Here is a 22,365-nt window from a genome sequence, read left to right on the forward strand (position 1 = left end):
TGTTTAGAGTAAGGAGAGATGGCAACGATCATGATAACGTATAGAACGTTGACCCTTGATGATGTGAACCAGCTGCAGGAAATAGATCGCTCGGAACATATTGATCTCATCTATGAAATGAGAGAGAACCGATTGGTTGAGCTTGAACAAAATCATGAGTGCTCAAACTGGGATGAAAAGCTTTTGAAGGAGATTCAAAATCGATATGTGTACGAATTAGAACAAGGTGGCATGGCATATGGCGCGTTTGCTGACGATCAATTAATCGGATTTGGAGTGTTGGCACATCAATATAGAGGAAAAGAACGAAATCAATTACAAGTTGACTTGATGTATGTCTCACGCGGGTACAGAAGACAAGGCGTTGGAAAACGTATTCTAAACGAGTTAGGTGAAGAGGCTAAGAAACGTGGTGCACAGTATCTGTATATCTCCTCTACAGAGACGAGATCAGCAGTATCCTTTTATAGAAGTCAGGGCAGTCAGATTGCAAGCGAGTTTGATCAAGAACTTTATGACAAAGAGCCGAAAGATATACACTTGATAAAGGAGCTGGGCACATGACAACGGTTGGGATACTTGGCACAATTCATAATCCAGAACTCAGGGAGCGATATCATTGTTCCCTTTCCCTTTACGAGGATGTGATTACTGAGTTTAAACCAGATCTCATTTGTGGTGAAGTTCATCCACAGAGTTGGTTGAGGTATCTGAAGGACAGACATGATAGAGGATACTGGGGAGAACCAGCCAGTGAGTATTGGGAATTGGTCTTCCCTTTATGCGAGGAGCATAACATCCCATTTGTCCCTATTGATTGGTTTGAATTGGATGTGTGGAATACTTTTGATCCATTCAACGGTTATTCGGGCGTGGAACGCAAAGAACTTGAACAACGGGATGATCATTGGTTTGCAGAGCAAATGGAGACGTATCAGTTTGGCGAGATTCCTTTTAATTCAAAGGAGTTCGATCGTGTAACCAGACAAAAATATGAATGGTTGCATCAGGTAAACGCGAAGGCACAGAACTTTCGCTGGGTGGTCCGTAATCAGATTATGGTTCAAAGAGTCAAAAATACAATTGAAGCTCATCCAGAAAAACGAATCCTCTGTATCGTAGGAGCCGATCACAATTACATCTTCCAAGAAGAGCTGATGATAGAACCCGTTGAATTGTTGTATCCGTTACGATAAAGGAACCGTTGGTAGAATTACAAATGAAACTTATATTTAAGGAGCATTACATGCGCAAAAAAATACGTAAAAAACTCAAGTACAGCATATTCAGTATTATTTTAATAGTTATAGTAGCACTGATATTTCCCACATGGACACCGAAAATTAAAGGTGAAAACAGCATCAGCATGTTAGAGCAGGTCGAAATTAACGGTACAGGACATGAAGTCATGATCAGGGGTGTTGATCGGACTAACCCTATCCTGATTTTTGTGCATGGTGGGCCGGGATGCTCGGAGATTCCATACGTAAGGAAGTATCAGAAAGAGCTTGAGCAACACTTCACGGTGGTGCATTACGATCAACGTGGGAGTGGGAAGTCCTATCACTTTTTTGAGGATTACTCGAATCTGACAACAGATGTATTAGTAGATGATTTGTTAGCGTTAAGGGATTACGTATCTAAGGAGTTAGGTCAAGAGAAGGTTATATTAATCGGTCATTCATTTGGTACATACATCGGGATGAAAGCTGCGGCTAAAGCACCCACTCAGTTTCACGCTTATATAGGCATTGGACAGATGGCTAATACACTTCAGAGCGAACTGGAAAGTTTGGAGTACACGTACGAGCAAGCGAAACAAGCCGGTAATGCAGAGGACGTTAAAAAACTGGAGCTAATTCGCAGCTCGATCGAGCAAGGAAAGGAACTTACGCCTAGAATTTTGTTGCAAAAGTACGGTGGTGCAGCCAGGCTCATCCATGAGAATAGAGATTATTTTTCAGGATTCCTTTTTAATCCCGAATACAATGGGCTGGATATGATTCGCTTTTATTCAGGGATGTTCAGTTCACAAGACATCTTACTGAGGGAAGCATTTGATCAAAATTTACCTGATATTGTTGATCATCTGGAGATTCCTACCTATTTTGTAACAGGTAAATATGATTATATGACCACTGCGAATGCAGCACGTGATTATTTTGACGTATTGGATGCACCGATCAAAGACTTCATTGTATTCAACGAGTCGGCGCATTACCCACAGTTTGAGGAGAAAGAAAAATTCGCTGATTGGTTACAAGAGTTATTCTAAGATGCCTTGAGAGGAGCAAGATCATATTGTTAAGTCCATTCATTGAGCTTGAAGAAGAGAGTGATGAGCGTTACCGGTGCTACATTCTGCAAAATGCAGTTCAAATATTTAAACATTACGTACAGAATGAAGATTTAAACGATGTCCGATTTTATGTGTCCACAGATATCCAACTAGATTCGATTGCTAATGATATAGAATCCTACGTTATATGGTTTTCAACTTGTGAGACTGTATTTCGAGAATATTATGAGAATGAACTTCATGAAAAGGTACATCAGAATTGGTTTAATGAGATTGAAGTCTATCGTGTGGATATAACATTTAATAGTATAGCGGATTACGGAGCAACAATTGCTTGCGGAGACAATATCCTGCAAGATCACATTATGATTGTTGATTTTGATAGAGAACAAATCCAAGCAATCCACTTAAACGGATAGATGGATTATTTTGTAGTAAATGGTCAGAAAAAACACAAAAGATATCGCTTTATTTTCCATAAATGTGTTATTATGTTGGTGGCAGACGAAAATTTCATTTGTTTGATCGATAGGAAGGGAGGCATGGATTCTCGAATCATTCAATCTGTATCGATAGATTAACTGCACTGCTTGTTAAAAAATAACAGGATAAGCGGAGGTATGGTTATGTTCAAAAAATGGAAGAAATTTGCCGTCAGCAGCTTGGCATTTGTATTACTGGCTGCGGTGGCTTTTACCGGATGGAGCGCTAAAGCGTCTGCAGCAGACGCTTCACAAATTGTGGCTGAGATGGGTGCAGGATGGAATCTGGGCAATCAGCTGGAAGCAGCGGTGAACGGCACACCGAATGAAACTGCATGGGGCAATCCTACGGTGACTCCAGAGTTGATCAAAAAGGTGAAAGCAGCAGGCTTCAAGTCCATTCGTATTCCCGTTTCCTATTTGAATAACATTGGAAGCGCTCCCAATTATACAATCAATACAGCATGGCTGAATCGAATTCAGCAAGTGGTGGATTATGCGTACAATGAAGGCCTGTATGTCATTATCAATATTCATGGCGATGGTTACAATTCAGTCCAAGGTGGATGGCTGCTCGTGAATGGTGGCAATCAGACTGCCATTAAGGAAAAGTATAAAAAGGTGTGGCAGCAGATTGCCACCAAGTTTAGCAACTATAATGACCGTCTTATTTTCGAATCCATGAACGAAGTATTCGATGGCAACTATGGCAATCCGAACTCGGCTTATTACGCCAACCTGAATGCCTACAATCAAATTTTCGTGGATACGGTTCGTCAGACTGGGGGCAACAATAATGCCAGATGGTTGCTGGTTCCAGGCTGGAATACCAATATTGACTTCACCGTTGGTAATTATGGCTTCGTGCTCCCGACGGATAATTTCCGATCCTCGGCAATTCCTAGTTCGCAGAAGAGAATCATGATCTCGGCACACTATTACTCTCCGTGGGATTTTGCAGGTGAGGAAAACGGTAATATCACGCAGTGGGGTGCAACAGCAACGAATCCTGCCAAAAAGTCTACTTGGGGACAAGAGGATTACCTGGAATCACAGTTCAAGTCCATGTACGATAAATTTGTGACTCAAGGCTATCCTGTGGTAATTGGTGAATTTGGTTCGATCGATAAAACGTCGTACGACTCAACCAACAATGTATATCGCGCGGCTTACGCCAAAGCAGTTACAGCAAAAGCGAAGAAATACAAAATGGTTCCTGTTTATTGGGATAACGGACATAACGGTCAACATGGATTCGCATTATTTAACCGTTCGAACAATACCGTGACGCAGCAAAACATCATTAATGCAATCATGCAAGGTATGCAATAATTGACTGTCTATCTCGATTCGTGCAAACGGCGTGTTCCCGCAAAAGGGACACGTCGTTTTTTTGTGCTATCTGGAGATGAGATGAACAACATTTGCCAATGCATTTTACATAAGCCATATACAGAATTCATTAAATACCACAATACCTTTTATATACTTAATTTGCTTGATATAGCGGACTAAAAGGACTAGGTGGTAGACAGAATGTTAAAAAAACGTGATTTGCAGGAATGCCACTCACTGTACAGCTTAATGATAGACCCCGCAGTTTTTCCCTACGTTCGTTATGCATGCCAATCGTATGAGGAATATCTATTCCTGACCAAACAATTGATGGCTGAAGAAGAACAAAAAACGGTGATTTCCCGAACGATTTTGAATGAAACAGGCCAGCCGATTGGTACGATTGATCTATATCACATCGAGTATCAAAGAGGATTCTTAGCCACATGGATTGGATCACCGTTTTTTGGGAATGGGTATAGCCAAAAAGCGAAATCAGCCTTTTTTGTTGAATTGTTTCTGGAACATGCGATTGAGACGGTATTTATGAAGATACGCAAGCAAAATATTCGATCCAGAAAAGCGGTAGAAAAACTGTCTTATGTGAAATTAGCTAATGATGTCTATCCCGATGTATACCAGTTGATCAATGCCAAGGAGCAGATCTATGATCTGTATCATGTAGAACGGTCAGCCTTTTTCGAAAATAGTATGGATCTGCACCATGAAGTGGCTACGTAACATATTGTGAGAGCAGACAACAGCGCCGTCAGTGATGACGACGCTATTTGTTATGATGATACTAGAACAGGCCCGTTGATTTAAAATGCAGGAATATGGAATAGAGAATCGAAAGACTTTAAGTAGACAACTTTATAAAATAAGTGGACGGAGAATGAAGGAGGCATGAAATGAATAATATCAACAAGATCTTGGGTGTAGTCCTCATGCTTGGTAGTGTGTTTATTTCGACGATGGAGAGAATTGCTATAAGAGTATCTACCGCTATAGTAGAAGCAGGATATGCTTCAGGTGGGACCAACGTACCCCCGTTTGCTCAGACGAATGATATTCCTACAGGGTTACTTGTATACTTCATGTTCTTGGTTGGGTTTATACTATTGGTCGCAGGATTTCCAGGGAGTTATAAGAAAAATCGTAATCACGCTCATACCAAAGAAGTTTAGCTTTAGGAGGGATCAGAGTGTCCGAACAGGAGGAAGCGTTGACAGGAGGTAATGTGAATCAGGTTGTCAGGATAGGCGAGACGGTTCGCCGGTATGCCAAACCCAATCCATATGTGCATGAACTGCTTTTACATCTCGAAAAAGTTAGTTATAGCCACGCTCCTCGATTTCTCGGAATAGATGAACAGGGGAGAGAAGTACTTTCTTATCTTGAAGGAATCGTTCCGGGCAATGACTATCCTGAGATAGAAGAGTATATGTGGTCAGACGAATCTTTAAGGGGTGTTGCTAAACTGTTGAGAAGTTACCATGATGCGACCGTAGGATTTATAACCACATCAGAAGCGACGAATAGATATCCAGGCGTAACTGAAGATGAAGTTGTATGTCATAACGATTTTGCGCCGTATAATGTGGTATACAGGGACGGCCGTCCTCAAGGAATTATTGATTTTGATATGGCGGGTCCGGGTCCGCGAATGTGGGATATCGCCTATTCCTTGTATACATCCGTTCCACTCGCAGATTTCTCACCAAAGGTGGACGGAAAGGGTGTAATGCCATACGCTAGCCAGGCGCATGGATCTGTTCGAAAAGAACGGATTGCCTTATTCATGGCTACGTACGGGCTGAGTGTTCCAACAGATTTGAAGGAAAGGGTCATATCCCGTATCCGTTTTATGTGTAAAACACTGACTGATCGTGCGGCTGATGGAGATGTCGCTTTTATGAAGATGGTCGAAGAGGGTCATCTGGCCCACTATGAGAAAGAGCTTATATTTCTTGAAAACCATTTCGATGACTGGACTTAAATAGGGAGTGATACTTCAGTGTACAAACCAAAAACAACCATAACAGACCAAAGTGTCATTGAATTTATTGAACAGGTTGAGCTTCCAAAGAAACGTGAAGACGCTTATCAATTATTGGATATCTTCACGGAGACGTCAGGTTATGAAGCGAAGATGTGGGGACCGAGTATTATCGGATTCGGTGCATATCATTACAAATATGAATCGGGTCACGAAGGGGATGCACCACTAGTGGGGTTCTCACCACGAAAGGCGAAGATCAGTTTGTATTTTGCCACAGGGGATAGTGAGCGAGAGGATCTATTAAAGGACTTTGGAAAACATACGGCAGGCAAAGCATGTGTATACATCAACAAGGTAGCAGACATTCAGGTGGATGTGTTGAAAGCGTTAATTGTGCAGTCTATTCGGTTTTTAAAAGAAACCTATCCGGATCAATAGAATAACTCGACAAGCTATCTGCACACACCGAATAACTTGAGAAAAGAGACCGCGTCTCTCTCCGCCATCACATATGTGATTATTGTTCAAACAGGCTGTCTTACAGGTTAAGACAACCTGTTTTTGAATTTTCAGATCTCATCCATGAGCAGAGACTTATTTGCATATAACCTGTGTGATCCGTACTGAAAACATCTATTGTATATGTTGACCAGTGCCAGGATCAGCTATCAAAAAAGGATACGCTAAGATTCCTCTTACCGTGTACCTTCCCCATAAGCCCGAATCTCGATCAACTCCGCGTACCTGCTGCCATTAGTGGCATCAATGCTCACCCTAAGCGCCTGCGCGTACACAGGTGTATCCAGAGAATGAATGACTTTTCTTCTACGGTTTTCCGTTACACATACAATCTCGATCCATTCCCCAGACCGACTCAATACCTCCACCCGATAATCACGCACAAGTTCAGGCATGACGCGGAATGTTGTGTGATGGTGATGCAAATTAACCAGATCCTCGTTCACATCATCATTGAACGTCAAGTGCAGTTCAGCCAAGGTTTGTGGCTCTTCCCATGTCAGTTGCACCCATTCCGGCTTGCCAGACTGCATCGGCTGGGACATCCACTGCTGCGGCCCACCGAAAGGGCGATGATAACCGTTGATCGTGTTGTCCGCTGAATAGGCTGTGGTCTCAGAGAGGGTACGACAGCAGAATGGCTGACGTGCCAACCCTTGCATGGACCATAAGACGACAGGCTGATCTGTGGCGTGGTCCTCCAGATTTTTGGACACGTGGTTTTCTTCTGTTTTGAAGAAGATCAGCACCCCGCTGTGTGCTTCCTTGGAATGGTAGAGCGACACGGCTTTATTGGCGCGGATGATAATAAAAGCATTCTGTGGTTCTTCCGGTCGCCATTCGAGCGGAAGCTTCACCCACTGCGCAGTTCCTGTTGTAACGTTAACAGTCGCCGTAACTTGTAACGAATGCGGGACGTAGTTCTCCTTACGCCCCGTATCCCACAGCTCTACCGTCAGCGCGGTATCGCTGGATGCATCCAGCAGCAGCTCCAGGCCGCTGAGCACTGGATGCACAGGCAGCAGCAGGGCAACATCCGTATCCAGGGGGTACGTCTCGCCAAGCTGCTCAAGAGCGATGCCCGTCAGCGTGCTGGAGGCTGTAGCCTTGGCACACCGGGCCAGATCCAGCTCATCGTGGCTGCGCACCCCGATGATGGAAGCGTCCTGCCGCAGCAACGTCTGCTGCAGCACCGCCAGATGCCTCGCGTGCAGCTCGCGCGGCGACACCCCCATGGCCGCGCAGAGCGCCGCGCCCGTACCCGCGGCTTCGCCGATGACCGCGCATGTTGCCATGACGCGCGTTGTGCCGAAGGCGACATGTGATGCGCTGATGTCGCGTCCGGCCATGAGCATATTCCGCACATTCGCGGAATACAACGAGCGGAACGGCACGTGATATACGCCATCGGCATGCATATGCTTCGAGCCGCTCGCTTCGGCGTACATGCCCTGCGGGGGATGCAGGTCAATGGACCAGCCGCCAAAAGCAACGGCATCCGTGAACTCCCGCTGGCTAATAATATCGTTCTGGGTGAGCACATAGTCACCCGTGAAGCGGCGGTACTCCCTTTTGCCAGGCAGAGAACCAATCCACTCCAGCGTCATATGGTCTGCATCAAACTTGCCGGAGTTCTTGATATAGTCCCAGATCCCGTAGATCACGGACCACAGTTCATCACGGATCAGCTCATTGTCATGAACGGTGTCATGTTCACCGCCCCATTCAATCCACCAATAATGACAACCGGAATCCCCGCTGCGAATGACCCGGCGAATCGGAATGCTGGTCTGTGTAATATCCTTGGCAAAAGAAGGCGGAATATAACGGACGGGTGCACCAGTATCCTTGGTATAAAAGAGGAGTGTACTGCCGAGCGTAATCTGATCGGCCACCTCCGGCGCCCATTCTTCACCATATTCGCTGCGGGCTTCCCGACCGAGCACAAACTTGGCACCAGCCAGAAAGCCAACCAGTCCATCGCCCGTACAGTCCAGATAGATCTTGCTTTCGAATCGGATTTTGCGCTCAGATCCCATCATCCACCCGGTAACAGAGGTGATCATGCGTTCCTCTCCATCCCCAGTGGCCTCGACTTCATGGACATCGGTATTCAGATACAGACGGATGTTGGGTTCGGCTCGAACGGCTTCGAGAATGATTAAGTCCCAGATATAGGGATTACCCTCTGGATTACGATATTGATTCTCTACAAACAGTTCTCCCATGATGCCAGTCTCGCGGGCATAGCGGTTAATCCCGTGGGCGGTAGCACCACAGACCCATACGCGTACTTCACTGCTGGAATTGCCGCCGAGTACGGGGCGATTCTGCACCAGCGCGACCTGTTGGCCCAGTCGTGCCGCAGATATAGCCGCGCATACACCGGCTAGCCCGCCCCCGATGACGGTGATATTTGGTTTAACGAGTTCGTGCTTCATATGAACACCTCTCTCATTGAATATGGATGAGCCTAAGCTCATATTTTTCGTATTTCATATCTATAATTTCATATTAGTTCTATATATTTACTTTTCAAATACACTATATTATCATCGAGCATATACTTTATTTCACAACAAAGGCAGGTGTGTCATGGACCTTCTTAACCACATCTACTGGAAGAAGAAAGCTGCATTTGCTCTGACAGAAGATATCTACGACGCTTGGGTGGTTTTTGCCGTTGAAGAAGGGATATTTCGGTATGAAATTGGAGGGCAGACTGGAGAGGCGGGTTTCGCTGATCTGGTGTTGTGTCCACCCCACGTTCCTTTTCGCAGAGAGACGGTAACCCCGCTGACATTTCATTATATGCAGTTCAGTTGTAACTCCGCAGAGGAGGAGGACCTTCTGCCGCCAATCGGAAAATCCCTGATTAATGATACGAAGCGGCTAACTTCAACGTATGCTTATCTGCGACAGATGAGCGAGGACAATGATGAGGCTTCGGCAGGGTGGAAAACCCATTTGATGATGGACTTGTGGCAACTGTATCAATGGGAGCGCAGACAGAGCAGGCTAATGGAAACGAAGTTCACGGAGGATGCTCTTATGGCTGAAGCGGCAGTGTTGTTGGAGGAGTGGGCTAGAGAGGCAGTTAGTCTCCGAACGTTGGCTGAACATCTGGCGTTGAGTCCAGTCCAGTTCACCCGAAGGTTCCGGGAGGCCTTTCAAGAAACACCATCCGATTATCTGAAAGCGATTCGTCTCAAAAAGGCAAAAGCTTTGCTGGCGGATAGCCGTTTAACCCTAACGCAGATTGCGGAGAGATGTGGGTATGAGAACGGATTTTATCTGAGCCGCGTATTCTCGTCCACGGTGGGGATCAGCCCCTCGGAATACCGGAGACGACATCAAGTATGAGAAAAGGGTCCCATCCATCCATCCATTTCTTCTTTCACCAATAGAACATATCTGTGCATTTCACATGGATGCAGGCAACGGATATCACAAATCCATGCAAATCATTCGCCCCCGGCTGTAAATGGCAGGCAGGTGTTATAATGGGGTCATTAATTGTAGGGGAGCGAGCACAAAGGAATGAAAAGGACACACTGGAAGAGTTGGTTGCCACAGCGGCTCAGGTACCGTCTGTTCGGAGCGTTTGTGGTGTTGATTCTCTTGCCGTTCAGTGCATTGAATGTCTACAATTATCAGCAGATTGAATCGCTGGTCGAGCAGAAAATCAGTGAGCAGAGTCATGAGCAGCTGGTACAGATGTACCGCTCTCTGGAGGACCAGATGAGCATCGCCTTCAAAACACTCATTTTTCTGGAACAGGATTCTGCGGTAAGAAGTGTGCTAACCTCCCCGGACAATCGTACGCCGCTTGAGAACAAGTCGCTGGTGGAAGAAAAGTTCAAGATGATCAACAACAGCTTCTTCCTATATAATCCCTCCGTGTACTTTACCTTGCTGGATTTTCATGATAGCGTTTACACTTCGTATTTGCCAAAGAAAGCACTGGCGTACGGCCCCTATCTGGAGCAATTCCGCGAGCGTCTTGGGGAAATCACTATTTCAAAAGGTGGTGCGGATTCACACCCGTCTCAGCCGGAAGAACTTTTTTATCGCTGGGATGCCCGAGATACTAACCATGTGCTGCGGGAGCTATCCTCCAGCCCGTACCTCTTGTCGCTGTATGCTTACATGAAAGATAGCGGCGGCAAACGATACGGGCTGGCGCGAATTAGCATTGATTACTCCTACTGGTTCCAGACCATGCTGAAGGACTCGCAGAGTAACCAGGAGTATTATCTTATTACGGGTAGTGGAGAGACCATTGCCCGTTCATCCAAAACTGCCGCCCTCTCCCCTGAGGTTACGGCTGAAATAGCTCTCCATCCGGCAGAGGCTTATCTAACCGATCCAGCTTCGGATACGCTGATTAACTACGTGTACATTGAATCACTGGACTGGTATATGGTGAATCGGATTCCGCTCTCGATTCTCTTTACAGAGATATCTGAACTGAAACAGCGTTATTTTCTGACCTTTTTTGGGTTCACAGGAGCATTTGTACTGATGGCTTTTATGATCTCCGCAACGTTCACGCGCCCTTTGTCGCATCTACAGAAACAGATGAAGGAGGTCGTCCGCAAAAACCTCAAGATTCGTATTCCTGAGGGCCACAGCCGTGGCGAAGTGCTGGAACTGACCCGTACATTTAATACGATGCTGGATGATGCCAATCAGATGATTGCCAGACTCAAGACGGAGGAACGACAGAAGGAAGCGGTACATTTTCATATGCTCCTGGCTCAGATGAATCCGCACTTTCTCCTGAATACGTTGAATACAATGAAATGGAGTGCGATACGCAGCGGGAATGAGGAGATCTCCGAGATGTGTGTTTCCTTGGGCAAATTACTGGAGGTCAGCCTGAATTCACAGGTCGAATTGGTATACCTGAAGGATGAGATCGAGTTGGTTCAAGCCTACCTTCATATCCAGCGGATTCGTTACCGCGATAGCTTCGAGGTGACTTGTGAATTTGACGATAAGCTGGAATATGCGTTGGTGCCTAAGCTGAGCTTGCAGCCACTGGTGGAGAATGCCATTCACCATGGTGTCGGGCCACTGGAGCAGCTTGGTCAGATCCGCATCGGAATTTACAGGCAAGACACAGGAAAGCTGATGCTGGAGGTGGCAGACAACGGAATTGGAATGGAGGAATCCCGGCGTCAGCAGATGACCCGCACGCGTCCTGGGATTGGTCTGTCCAACCTCAGGGAACGATTGCGGTTATTGTTCAAAGGCCAAAGTGAACTTGAAGTCATTGATACCAAGCCGGGGACATTAGTGAGGTTCAGCATTCCTTTTTTATTGTCGACGCCTTACGTACAGAAGCGGTCTGACTAGACGATGGAGAGGGGAATCTGGAATGTGGAAGGTATTGCTTGTTGAGGATGAGGTATTTGTACGTGAGTCGGTGCGAGAGATTATTTCCTGGGAGGAGCTGGGCTTCACGGTCATCGGAGAATCCGGTAATGGGACCGAAGCGCTGGCGATGATTATACAGGATACACCGGATCTGGTGCTGACTGATATTGTCATGCCGGGTATGGATGGTCTCGAATTACTCAAACAGACACGCGAAGCCGGGTTGAAAACCAAGTTTGTCATGCTCACCTGTATGGGGGAGTTCGAATATGTACGTCGTGCGATGGAATACGGGGCTTCGAATTATATTCTGAAGCTGTCGATGAGTGTGAATTCACTGCGTGATACACTTCGTAAAGTAAGTGCGGAACTTGGTGCTTCGGCGGAAGTCCGAACGGAGGCAGACCATCATGAAGTGCCATCTCCACCTCCGCTAATCACATCAACGCCTGCTTCGCCTACATCTCTTACGCTCTCTTCTGCGCCGCCGTCTGAGACTGATCTTCCGTTCACACCTGTTCGTGATCCGGTTGTGAAGCACCCGGAGATTAGCAAAATTATCGAGTACATCGGGCAGCATTACGATCAGGACATTACCGTCAAATCCATGTCACGATATGTGATGATGGGCGAGAATTATGTGAGTGCTTTGTTTAAAAAGAAAACCGGGCATACCCTGATTCACTACTTGCATGGGGTACGTATGGAGAAAGCGGCTGAATACTTGCGTGAGACGGATCTTCCTGTACAGGAGATTGGTTACCGGGTAGGGTTCGGAAGCGATAATTATTTCATCAAAATATTCAAGCGTTGGACCGGTTGCACGCCCAGCCAGTATCGCCACCGCTCGTGACTCACAGGTTAAGTAGAAGGAATATGTGTACCGAGTGAACAGGCAAGCACAAGTAAATCCGTATTTTTGTTCAATCCGAATCATGGATATGTATCTTATGAACCCAGGAAGGTCCCTGCTACGATGTAACGGAAGGTACATTCACTTCAATTCAGGGAGGTCATGTGACCAGATGAGAGCCAAAAGAGGATTAACGGGATTGATCGTAGGCGTGCTAATGCTGGGATTGCTTGCCGGCTGTGTAGGTAAAAATGAGACGAACGATGGAGATAACGGAGGTGGAGCGGCAGGGGGGAAAGTGAAGCTCACCATGTGGGGCGCGGTGCCGCCCGAGAATGGTCCACAGGAAGTGGTGGATACCTGGAATGCGGAGCATCCTGATATTCAGGTGGAATATGTAAGGTTTGTGAATGACGATGATGGCAACCTGAAGCTGGATACGGCGCTGTCCACCGGGCAAAACGTTGACCTGTATGTCAATTATACCCTCACGAATCTCGATAAACGCATCAAGGGCGGGACAGCACTGGATCTGGGCGAGTTCACCGACTACAACATTGATGAGAAAATGGGTGAAGATGCGGCTTCCTGGAAAGTAGACGGCAAATATTACGGAATGCCGACCAAGAAAAACGCTGCCTTCTTCGCCTTAAATATGAAAGCGCTTGATCAAGCGGCACTGAGCGTACCGACAGCCTGGACTTGGGACGAAGCCCGTGAGTATGCACTCAAACTGAAGACGGCTGGCTTCAAGTACGGTCTGGTGCAGCATACCGCTTCCTATGTAGACCCGCTCGATTCCGTTCTGGTGAAGAACGGCTATGTTAAGGCAGACGGTACTTCCAATCTCGATGATCCGCTCGTTACCAAATGGCTGGAGACGTTGAACGGAATGATGAAGGAGGATGCAACTACTCCGCCACTTGGCGAGCAGCTGACTTCCAAAATGCCGGTGGAGAACATGTTTCTTGGCGGTGAGTCTGCCATGATCAACATTGGCGAATGGCTGATCCGCACATCGAACAACATGACCGAGTTCCCGCGGGATTGGAGAATCGCCTTTGCCCCTGTACCGAGACTGGCTGCACAGGAAGCGGATATGGTGAAGAGCGGAGGACTGGGTGACTTTATTGCTATCAATTCCAAGTCGAAAAATAAAGAAGCAGCATGGGAGTTCCTGAAATGGTACGCCGATGGAGGAATGATGCCGATGGCTGCGGGTGGACGTTTGCCTTCCTCGAATGCGGTCGATCAGCAGACAGCCATTGATCATCTGCTGGGTGATTATGCCGATTCCTATGACAAGGAGTCTCTGGAATTTGTGTTGTACGGTGACGAGACACCTACGTTTGTCCGCAGCATTGCACAGGAAGTGGTCGATCTGCGTGCACAGGAGTATGAAAAGTTCTTCCTTGGTAACCAGACTGCCGAAGTTACGGTACAGAACATGGTCAAACGTCATAATGACTGGCTGAAGCAGAATCAATAGAAAGCAAAAGCAATGAGTCCAAAGGCCGTCCCGATGGGGCGGTTTTTTCTATATATGTAATAGAACAATAGAGTATTAGATGTATGGCATTAGCTAGGGCTTTCCGGGTTAAAGGAAATAGAACAATTCCATGTTGTTTCCCTCCCGAAAGGCACTGCCGAAATACATATATCTGTGATATCAGGTACAGGGTTATGTTCCTTAAATGTTAGAGGACATCTTGTTATGCTAATTCCAGAACAGATGTTAAGGAGTGGGGAGCATATGCATAAATCCTGGATGAAACGGCAGAGCAGGCTCGGGTATCTGTTTATTGGGCCCAATATGATTGGCGTGCTGTTGTTTTTTATTATACCGGCTGTCTATTCGTTCTATCTCATGTTCACCGATTACAAATTCATGAGCCCGGAGACGAATTTCGTCGGGCTGGACAATATCCGCCGAATGTTGAATGATGATCTGTTTGGCGTGGCGCTGCGAAATACATTTGTATTTCTATTAGCGGTTCCGGTATCGATGGGGTTGGCTTTTATCGTCGCGGTGGCGCTGAACAAGTCGGTGTACTGGCAAAAAACGCTGCGTGCCCTTTATTTCATGCCCTATATCACCAGCGGCGTCGCCATCGCCTTTGTCTGGATGCTGCTATTCCAGCCAACGTCGGGGCCGATTAACGCTTTCTTGCGCGGAATCGGTATAACGAATCCACCGGGCTGGTTATCGACAACTGAATGGTCCATGTATGCGATTGATATCATCTGGATTTGGTTCATGCTGGGTTACAACATGATTATTTATCTGGCTGCTTTGCAGGAAATCCCGGAGGAATTGATTGAGGCTGCACGGATTGATGGAGCCCGCCCCTGGCAGACGATACGCCAAGTGATCTGGCCGCTTGTGAGCCCAACTACCTTTTTGCTGCTGATCACAGGGCTGATTATGACCATCAAGAACTTTGGTATCATTCAGGCAATTACTCAGGGTGGGCCGGGAAACAGTACAACCGTGCTGTCGCTTTTTATCTACCAGAATGCCTTCCGATATTACGAGATGGGATACGCTGCTGCCATTAGCTGGGCGCTCTTTGCCATCATCATGATCTTCACTGTTCTGCAGTGGCTCGGTCAGAAACGTTGGGTTCACTATTAAGGAGGGGAGGGATCGATATGGAGAAACCAATTGCCGCGAACGCGAAGTCCACAGCTCCGCAATCACCTAAAGTTAAAGTCCGCATGGAGTCCTTGACCCAGATTCGGAGAATCATACTGACACTTCTGATGTCCGGTTTTGCCCTGCTGATGATTATGCCGTTCATCTGGATGATCAGCACGTCGTTCAAATCTCCTGCGGACGTATTCACCTATCCCATCCAGTGGATACCCTCCAGCCTGAACTGGGAGCATCATATCAAGGTCTGGAGCGGGGCAGACACCTTTGCGACGTATTATCTGAACTCGTTGAAAATATCGCTAATTAGCACGATCGGAGCTGTATTTCTCTCTGCTTTTGCAGCCTACGGCTTCGCACGGATTCAATTCAAAGGTCGGGAGACACTGTTCCTCATCTATCTCTCGATGATGATGGTGCCGCCGCAGGTACTCTTTGTACCGAAGTTTCTGATGTTTGAATGGGTTGGCATATATAATACGCATTGGGCTTTGATCCTGCCTGGAATGTTCACAATCTTTGGCGTGTTTATGCTGCGACAATTCTTCCTGTCGGTGCCTTCAGAGATTTCGGAAGCGGCGTTCATCGACGGTGCGGGTCACCTGCGTATATTCTTCAGGCTGATTCTGCCCTTGGCGAAGCCAGCGCTGGCTACATTGGCAATCATCGATTTCTCCTGGCATTGGAATGATTATGAGAATGCGCTCGTGTTCCTGATCGACAAAGACCTGTACACCGTGCCGCTCGGACTGCAGAACTTTATTCTGGAGAACAATGTAGACTACAATGGCATGATGGCCGCTGCCACGGCAGGCATTATTCCGATGATTATCGTCTTCCTGGTGGGACAGCACTATATTATCCAGGGAGTGGCCGGAAGTGCCGTGAAGGGGTGAAGTTGTTATAATTGCGATCCCATACGATAACCCTTTTGCTGAACGAGGAGATTTTCGCGGCAGAAGGGTTTTCTGTTAAAAGGGAGAGTAACTTATCTTCCGCAATACAATAGGGCTAACTTCGTATATAATATAAAATCATATGATTCTGTATGACTACATAACTATCGCGAGGTGCACTAGACTTATGCCAACCATCTATGACTTTACCGTAACCAGAACCAGTGGAGAGCGTTTCCCGCTCTATCAATATGAAGGAAAGCCTGTGCTCATCGTAAACACTGCAAGTAAATGTAAATATACGCACCAGTTCGATGACATGCAGAAGCTATATGATCAGTACAAGGATCAAGGGCTGCAGATTATTGGTTTCCCGTGTAACCAGTTTGCGGAGCAAGAGCCTGGAAGCAGTTCGGAAGCGGAATCCTTCTGTCAGATTAATTATGGTGTGAAATTTCCGATGTTCTCCAAGCTGGATGTGAATGGAGAAATGGCGCATCCGCTCTACGACTTTTTGAAAAGATCAGGGCCTTTTGCTGGCTTTGATGAGACAGATGTACAGGCCAAACTATTAAAATTAATGGTGGCCGATAAAGCACCAGAATGGTTACATGGCGATGCGATCAAATGGAATTTCACGAAATTTCTGATTGATGGAGAGGGTCATGTGGTCAGACGTTTCGAACCTGTAGACTCCATCGATGAGATTCAAGAGAGTATTAAGCAGCTTATATAATTTCACTTTCATATATCCTACAGGAATATCATACGAATCGTTTCTCTCTCCCGAAAAGGAGGTGCATGAATGTGCCAAGCATGATGCAATTTAGTTCTCCACTGGAGTATAGCTACCGTTCGACCAGCACGTATAATCCCGGAAAGTCAGATGGATTTCATTCACACCCACACTATGAGATATATTATTTTCATAATGGAGAGTGTAGCTATATCATTGGAGATCGGGTTTACAACCTAGAGCCGGGTGATCTGGTTCTGATGCATGGCTTGACTCTTCACCGGGCGCATCCGAAACCTGGCACGGCTTATGAGCGGACCACGCTGCATTTTGATCCGTCTGCGATTCGCAGCAGTCTCCATCCGGACCGGATGGATGAGGTACTTAAGCCGTTTGATGAACTGAGGAATTGCCGGATCAATCTGACGGGAGATACCCGGTCTGAATTCGAAGCGCTCTTGTATGATCTTCATCAGCTGTCTCAACGTCAGAGCAGTTTCAGGCAGGAGCGCCTGAATATTCGGATGTGTGATCTGTTGTATTTCGTAGCAGAGGTCTGCCAGGGTCATGTCCAAGAACATCGTCCTTCTTCAGACAAGGAACGGCATGTACAGCATATCATCCGTTATGTAGACATTCACTATATGAACGACATTGGACTAGATGATTTGGCGATGGAGTTACATCTGTCCAAGCCATATCTAGCAGGCATGTTCAAGGAAATGACAGGTTTGACGATATTCAAATATCTCTATGACCGTCGTATCAATCAGGCGAAGCTGTTGTTTCAGTTTCAGCCAGAGATCACCGTGACAGAAGCAAGTCAATTGTCCGGTTTCAAACGCCTTTCGCATTTTAGTCGGATGTTCAAACAAAGTGTGGGATGTTCGCCTGATCTGTATCGTACCCAATTGCATCGTCAGTGATAGAAGTCTTCTTGGAGCCGACCAGCTTGTCTGGTTGGCTTTTTTGTTTTTCTTTCATGAATGCACATCACCGTGTTTAGAAGATAGGCAGAACAGGTAAAGAAAGGGTAATGAAATCAGAGGAGGCGATCATGAATGAAAGAGCGCACACCGGATCAGAATAACAACGATAACCATACGAAACGTTTCCGTGACAATCCCGAGCAGTATCAAACGGAGAAGAAAAGTTTGCTTGACATGCATGAAGAAGAACAGACTGTAGATCCAATTCCGATGGAAGACCTGAACATGGAAGCACAGGAAGAGAAGAATAAGGATCAGACGAAGAGTAACTCTTCTACGGAAGAAAAATACCGGGCGGATTATCGCAAAAAGGCGAGCGAAGGATAATTCCAATTGCTTTTTTGAGCAAATTTGTTTGAAGTGTTTTCAGTGAATGTATATTTAGTGAAAATAAATTAGTTTGTTGACTAATGTATGTTACTATATTATAGTTACTGTGTTGGCAAATGAAAAAAAATTTTGGGAGGCGAATAAGAATGACTACTTTTTTTGATGCGTTGAAAAACAGAAGATCTTATTACGGAATTAGCAAGGAATCTACAATTTCGGATGCTAAAATCCAGGAAATCGTAGAAGAAGCGGTGAAATACACACCAACTTCCTTTAACTCACAAACATCCCGTGCTGTTGTATTGCTCGGTGAGCAACATGATAAATTGTGGAATCACACAGAAGAAATTTTGCGTGAAGTGGTAGGCAATGAAGAAGCCTTCAAATCCACAGCAGAGAAAATGACTGGATTCCGCAGCGGATATGGTACAGTTCTCTTCTTCGAAGACAACAATGTGATTGCACAGCTTCAACAGAATTTTGCAGCATATGCAGATAACTTCCCGATCTGGGCTAACCAATCCAACGGCATGTTGCAACTGGTAATCTGGACTGCTCTGGAACAAGAAGGTCTGGGTGCATCTTTGCAGCACTACAATCCGTTGATTGACGAGAAGGTTAAGCAAGAATGGAACATTCCTGAGAACTGGAGACTGATCGCTCAGATGCCATTTGGTAAACCAACAGCAGCACCGGGTGAGAAAGAATTCCAACCGATTGAAGAGCGCGTAAAAGTACACAAGTAAGCTTCGCATTTCCCAACATTTAACCACATACGGCCTCGCTTCAATTTGATACGATGATAGTTGATCGTAATCCAATGAAGCGAGGCTTTTTAATGTGAATAATAGATTAAAAGACAAAACGAACCAACGCATATGGAAAATGGCTTTATGCGGGATATCACTTGGATCGGTGGCTGGATATAGCAATACCGTTCAAGCTGCAACCGTACAGCAAGGGTTTCAGGATACTCGTACGAGTTATGCGAAGGATGCCATTACACATCTGGTGGACAAAGGTATTGCTGCCGGTACGTCAGAGACTACGTTTGAACCAAAGAAAGCCGTTACTCGTGCAGAATTTTCGACGTTTGCGGTGAGATTGCTAGGTTTGAAGCCCGTTAAAAATAATATTAATCCCTATCAGGATATAAGCATGAATGCTTGGTATTACGGCAACGTTGCCGCCATGACAAATCTTTTTATTCTGGAGGGTAAGGGTCAGGGAACGTTCCAGCCTAATGCTTCCATTACGCGCGAAGAAGCGGCTGCCCTTCTTGTTCGAATGTTAAAACAACAACCCGTTGAGACATCACTCTTATCTTCAACGTATTTCGACGCAGCGGATATCTCGGACTGGGCACGCCCTTATGTGCAGACGGTATATCAACTTGGACTGATGCGGGGAAGCGGAGGCGTGTTCCGACCGCATGACCAGGTAACGCGAGAAGAAGCAGCCGTCATGCTCGATGCCATTTTACAAAAGAAGACATGGTCTGAGCAGTTACAACGTGGGGATGAACTTGGCGTTCAGCTGGGCTGGCAATATAACTCCACGACAGCTGAATTCAAGAAGCAAGTGGAACAGTCTGAAGTGAATACGCTCGTCCCACGCTGGTTTTTCCTGAACAGCAGTATGAAAGTAACAGATCACACGGACCCGGCATTGATTTCCTGGGCATCCGCCACAGACAGGCAGCTATGGCCATTACTCGGTAATCGCTCCGACTCGGCCGTGACCCATCAGATGTTATCAAGTTCAGTTAATCGAGCAGCAGTGATCTCACAGGTAGCCGCCTATGTCAAAACCTATAAACTGGACGGCATTAACGTCGACTTCGAGAATGTCGATCCTGCGGATCGTGAAGGGTTAACGGCGTTTGTCACCTCCTTGACGGCTACGTTGCACGCACTGGGTGCAGTTGTGTCTGTGGATGTATCACCAGACCTCGGTACAGATTGGACGGATGCATTTGATTATGCCAAACTGGGTGCTGTATCGGATTATATGGTGCTGATGGGATACGAAGAACACTGGAATGGTGATCCAAAAGCGGGATCAGTGGCATCTCTTCCATGGGTGGAAAAGGCTTTGGACACCATGCTCTCTGAAGTAGTACCTGCCAAAACAATTTTGGCCCTTCCGTTGTATACACGAGACTGGTCTTCAGTGAATCCGGCAACTGGTTCTTGGGACATTACACTGGCAGAACAGGGAACGCGTGCGGGTGCCACGGGCTCTGTAAGACGCTGGGATGCGAGTCTGGTTCAATATATTATTGGATACAACAGTAACGGTACACCAAGATATATATGGGCAGAGGATAGTCGTTCTTTATCGGCCAAAGTGTTAATGAGTGAGCAACGGCAAATTGCTGGATTGGCTTATTGGTATATGGGCGGTGAAACAGTTGATGTGTGGAACGCCATTTCAAATGCATCGCGATTTGAATCTTATAACTTCTAAGCAATCATGAATCTTATAGGCCCAAACTCACCGTGATTCAGGCGGATGGTTTGGGTCTTTTCATTTTGGTACAAGATAAGGAGGACGAGGACGCGTTTAAGCTTGACTGAACGGTTTAATGTATAGAAGGACAAAATATATATATATTGAGCTAAACATTTACACGAAACGGAGAGGACAGAAAGAGCCTGAAGGAGCGAAGCGTTCGCCTAAAAGCTTTCTGAAAGAAAGCTGCATCGAAAGCATACGCTTATCCCCGGATTTACCCTTTGTAAAAGGTATTTAAAAAAAATCTGGGGATAACAGCGATCGGAAGGCTATTCTGTCATCGGAGTGACCAGTGTAAATATTCTTTAGTTCAATGTATGTAGTTCAGGAGGAGAAGGAGCATGCGAGAGGTTGATTGCATAATCGTAGGTGGAGGGCTCGCAGGGCTTCAGGCAGCCATTCAGCTTGGACGTTATTCGGCCCATCAGGTCTTGGTGATTGATGCGGGAGAGGGCAGATCGACATTGTGTCGGACGTATCATAATATTCTCGGTTTCCCCGATGGGGTGTCCGGCGAAGAACTCCGTGCTCGAGGTAGGATGCAGGCAGAGCGGACAGGTGTAGCTTTTGAGAAAGACCGTATCGTTAAAGCGGAACGTCAGGGTGAGAAGATTCAATTATTCGGCACTTCCGGATCTGAATATAGGAGCAAAACGGTGCTTCTGGCAACGGGTCTTACGGATCGAGTGCCGGATATTCCGGGATTAACCCCGACGTTGGGTCGTACAGTCTATGTATGTCCTGATTGCGATGGCTATGAAATTCAAGATCAGCGGACAGTTCTGTTGGGATCTGGTGAAGCAGGGGCCGATATGGCGATGATTTTAATTCAGCGTACCAAGGACTTGTTGTACATCAATCATGAGCAGACCGCCATATCTGCAAAGCTTCATCGCAGCATGAAAGAGGCGGGCGTTCGCTATCTGGAAGCGGCAGTCCAGGAAGTGCAGCAGATGGAGGACGGCCATATCACCGGTGTTCTGACCGAAGATGGACAGATCTTTGAGTCGGAGCGTGGGTTTATCGCTTTTGGAGGCAATCGGGTGCACTATGAATTGGCAGAGCAGCTGGGAGCTGTAATCGCCGATAATAAACATGTAGAAGCCAATCCGCGCAGCTTGCAGGCAGCGACGAATGTGTGGATTGCCGGGGATCTGGGTCTGCATGCAGAGCAAGCAACCGTTGCGATGGGTGAAGGTTCCATTGCCGCGATCTGGATTCATAAGGCGCTACAGCAGATGACAAAGGATTCAATTTGAAAATCACCTCCAGATATGAGGTTGATTATTCAATTGTTCATTACCAAAAAGTCCTCCCAAGCCATTCGTATGGCAGGAGGACTTTCTGAGCTATCTTTTGTTATGGAGAAAAG

General features: G+C 46.4%; 22 protein-coding genes. 21 read left to right on the plus strand and 1 reads right to left on the minus strand.

Translation table 11 applies throughout. The features are described from left to right. Window positions 1–48 precede the first annotated feature (48 nt). The 9 genes from AC1S8V_RS12185 to AC1S8V_RS12225 all read left to right on the plus strand — a co-directional run bounded on the left by AC1S8V_RS12185 (window position 49) and on the right by AC1S8V_RS12225 (window position 6,556). Entirely contained in the window at window positions 49–564 is a 516-nt protein-coding gene (locus AC1S8V_RS12185) for a GNAT family N-acetyltransferase (protein ID WP_482073792.1), read from the plus strand. Further along, a complete protein-coding gene (locus AC1S8V_RS12190) occupies window positions 561–1,196 on the plus strand; it encodes a hypothetical protein (RefSeq protein ID WP_482073793.1) in 636 nt (211 codons plus the stop codon). Before AC1S8V_RS12185 ends, AC1S8V_RS12190 begins: the two co-directional genes overlap by 4 nt. 50 nt (window positions 1,197–1,246) lie before the next feature. After that, complete coding sequence (locus tag AC1S8V_RS12195) at window positions 1,247–2,275, plus strand: alpha/beta fold hydrolase (RefSeq protein ID WP_482073794.1); 1,029 nt, start codon at window positions 1,247–1,249, stop codon at window positions 2,273–2,275. A 26-nt stretch (window positions 2,276–2,301) separates the two neighbouring features. Then, a complete protein-coding gene (locus tag AC1S8V_RS12200) occupies window positions 2,302–2,718 on the plus strand; it encodes a hypothetical protein (RefSeq protein WP_482073795.1) in 417 nt (138 codons plus the stop codon). Between the two features lie 207 nt (window positions 2,719–2,925). Beyond that, the gene (locus AC1S8V_RS12205; RefSeq protein WP_482073796.1) at window positions 2,926–4,113 is read left to right on the plus strand and encodes a glycoside hydrolase family 5 protein; all 1,188 of its coding nucleotides are present in this window, start codon (window positions 2,926–2,928) and stop codon (window positions 4,111–4,113) included. Window positions 4,114–4,317: 204 nt separating this feature from the next. After that, window positions 4,318–4,857: a GNAT family N-acetyltransferase gene (locus AC1S8V_RS12210; RefSeq protein ID WP_482073797.1), complete on the plus strand. Its 540-nt coding sequence runs from the start codon at window positions 4,318–4,320 to the stop codon at window positions 4,855–4,857. 170 nt (window positions 4,858–5,027) lie between these two features. After that, the gene (locus AC1S8V_RS12215) at window positions 5,028–5,303 is read left to right on the plus strand and encodes a hypothetical protein (protein WP_482073798.1); all 276 of its coding nucleotides are present in this window, start codon (window positions 5,028–5,030) and stop codon (window positions 5,301–5,303) included. Window positions 5,304–5,320: 17 nt separating this feature from the next. After that, window positions 5,321–6,115: a phosphotransferase gene (locus tag AC1S8V_RS12220; protein WP_482073799.1), complete on the plus strand. Its 795-nt coding sequence runs from the start codon at window positions 5,321–5,323 to the stop codon at window positions 6,113–6,115. Window positions 6,116–6,133: 18 nt separating this feature from the next. Next, window positions 6,134–6,556 (plus strand): DUF1801 domain-containing protein, encoded by a 423-nt coding sequence (locus tag AC1S8V_RS12225; protein WP_482073800.1) that lies wholly within the window; start codon window positions 6,134–6,136, stop codon window positions 6,554–6,556. A gap of 257 nt (window positions 6,557–6,813) precedes the next feature. Here the strand turns inward: AC1S8V_RS12225 and AC1S8V_RS12230 are convergent, their stop codons facing one another. Continuing rightward, the gene (locus tag AC1S8V_RS12230) at window positions 6,814–9,078 is read right to left on the minus strand and encodes an FAD-dependent oxidoreductase (protein ID WP_482073801.1); all 2,265 of its coding nucleotides are present in this window, start codon (window positions 9,076–9,078) and stop codon (window positions 6,814–6,816) included. A 154-nt stretch (window positions 9,079–9,232) separates the two neighbouring features. Here AC1S8V_RS12230 and AC1S8V_RS12235 point away from each other — a divergent pair, with 154 nt between their 5' ends. The 12 genes from AC1S8V_RS12235 (at window position 9,233) to AC1S8V_RS12290 (ending at window position 22,252) form a co-directional block, all read left to right on the plus strand. Continuing rightward, complete coding sequence (locus AC1S8V_RS12235) at window positions 9,233–10,000, plus strand: helix-turn-helix domain-containing protein (RefSeq protein WP_482073802.1); 768 nt, start codon at window positions 9,233–9,235, stop codon at window positions 9,998–10,000. A gap of 177 nt (window positions 10,001–10,177) precedes the next feature. After that, the gene (locus tag AC1S8V_RS12240; protein WP_482073803.1) at window positions 10,178–11,998 is read left to right on the plus strand and encodes a sensor histidine kinase; all 1,821 of its coding nucleotides are present in this window, start codon (window positions 10,178–10,180) and stop codon (window positions 11,996–11,998) included. 22 nt (window positions 11,999–12,020) lie between these two features. After that, window positions 12,021–12,872, plus strand: coding sequence for a response regulator transcription factor (locus AC1S8V_RS12245; protein ID WP_482073804.1), 852 nt, complete (start codon window positions 12,021–12,023; stop codon window positions 12,870–12,872). A 172-nt stretch (window positions 12,873–13,044) separates the two neighbouring features. Next, complete coding sequence (locus AC1S8V_RS12250; RefSeq protein WP_482073805.1) at window positions 13,045–14,361, plus strand: ABC transporter substrate-binding protein; 1,317 nt, start codon at window positions 13,045–13,047, stop codon at window positions 14,359–14,361. A 264-nt stretch (window positions 14,362–14,625) separates the two neighbouring features. Beyond that, a complete protein-coding gene (locus tag AC1S8V_RS12255; protein WP_482073806.1) occupies window positions 14,626–15,507 on the plus strand; it encodes a carbohydrate ABC transporter permease in 882 nt (293 codons plus the stop codon). A gap of 17 nt (window positions 15,508–15,524) precedes the next feature. Beyond that, window positions 15,525–16,421: a carbohydrate ABC transporter permease gene (locus AC1S8V_RS12260; RefSeq protein WP_482073807.1), complete on the plus strand. Its 897-nt coding sequence runs from the start codon at window positions 15,525–15,527 to the stop codon at window positions 16,419–16,421. A 187-nt stretch (window positions 16,422–16,608) separates the two neighbouring features. Beyond that, window positions 16,609–17,157, plus strand: coding sequence for a glutathione peroxidase (locus AC1S8V_RS12265; RefSeq protein ID WP_482073808.1), 549 nt, complete (start codon window positions 16,609–16,611; stop codon window positions 17,155–17,157). A gap of 80 nt (window positions 17,158–17,237) precedes the next feature. After that, complete coding sequence (locus AC1S8V_RS12270) at window positions 17,238–18,083, plus strand: AraC family transcriptional regulator (protein WP_482074466.1); 846 nt, start codon at window positions 17,238–17,240, stop codon at window positions 18,081–18,083. A 135-nt stretch (window positions 18,084–18,218) separates the two neighbouring features. After that, complete coding sequence (locus tag AC1S8V_RS12275) at window positions 18,219–18,473, plus strand: hypothetical protein (protein ID WP_482073809.1); 255 nt, start codon at window positions 18,219–18,221, stop codon at window positions 18,471–18,473. 149 nt (window positions 18,474–18,622) lie between these two features. Then, on the plus strand, window positions 18,623–19,222 hold the full coding sequence (locus AC1S8V_RS12280) for a nitroreductase family protein (protein WP_076330783.1): 600 nt from the start codon (window positions 18,623–18,625) through the stop codon (window positions 19,220–19,222). 94 nt (window positions 19,223–19,316) lie between these two features. After that, a complete protein-coding gene (locus tag AC1S8V_RS12285; RefSeq protein ID WP_482073810.1) occupies window positions 19,317–20,945 on the plus strand; it encodes an S-layer homology domain-containing protein in 1,629 nt (542 codons plus the stop codon). Window positions 20,946–21,334: 389 nt separating this feature from the next. After that, window positions 21,335–22,252, plus strand: a complete 918-nt coding sequence (locus AC1S8V_RS12290) for an NAD(P)/FAD-dependent oxidoreductase (RefSeq protein ID WP_482073811.1) — start codon at window positions 21,335–21,337, stop codon at window positions 22,250–22,252. The last annotated feature ends 113 nt before the right edge of the window (window positions 22,253–22,365 follow it).

The organism is Paenibacillus sp. B46(2026), from assembly GCF_056786355.1.